Raw genomic sequence first — 222 nt, 5'->3', positions numbered from 1 at the left:
TTGACGCCACCATTATTCAGACCGCCGGCAGCAAACAGCGTCAGGCCATAGAAGTCGATGAAGAAGGACAAGTCAGCGGCCAAACCACACCGAGTAAAGACAGCGATGCCCGTTGGATAAAGAAAAACGCCTCTACAAACTCGGTTACAAACAACATACCCGTACCGATGCGGAAGGCTATATTGAGAAACTGCACATTACCCCTGCCAATGCCCATGAATG

Annotated in this window: 1 pseudogene; it reads left to right on the top strand. The window is 50.0% G+C overall.

Annotated features, from left to right (window positions below):
• A pseudogene (locus ACTHSN_RS10950) lies at nt 1-222 on the top strand (transposase); the annotation flags it as partial.

Source organism: Neisseria sp. P0009.S010 (genome assembly GCF_051958545.1).
GTDB lineage: Bacteria > Pseudomonadota > Gammaproteobacteria > Burkholderiales > Neisseriaceae > Neisseria > Neisseria subflava_A.
The sequence above is the reverse complement of the archived record's forward strand: the minus strand, read 5'-3'. Positions and strand labels throughout refer to the sequence as shown.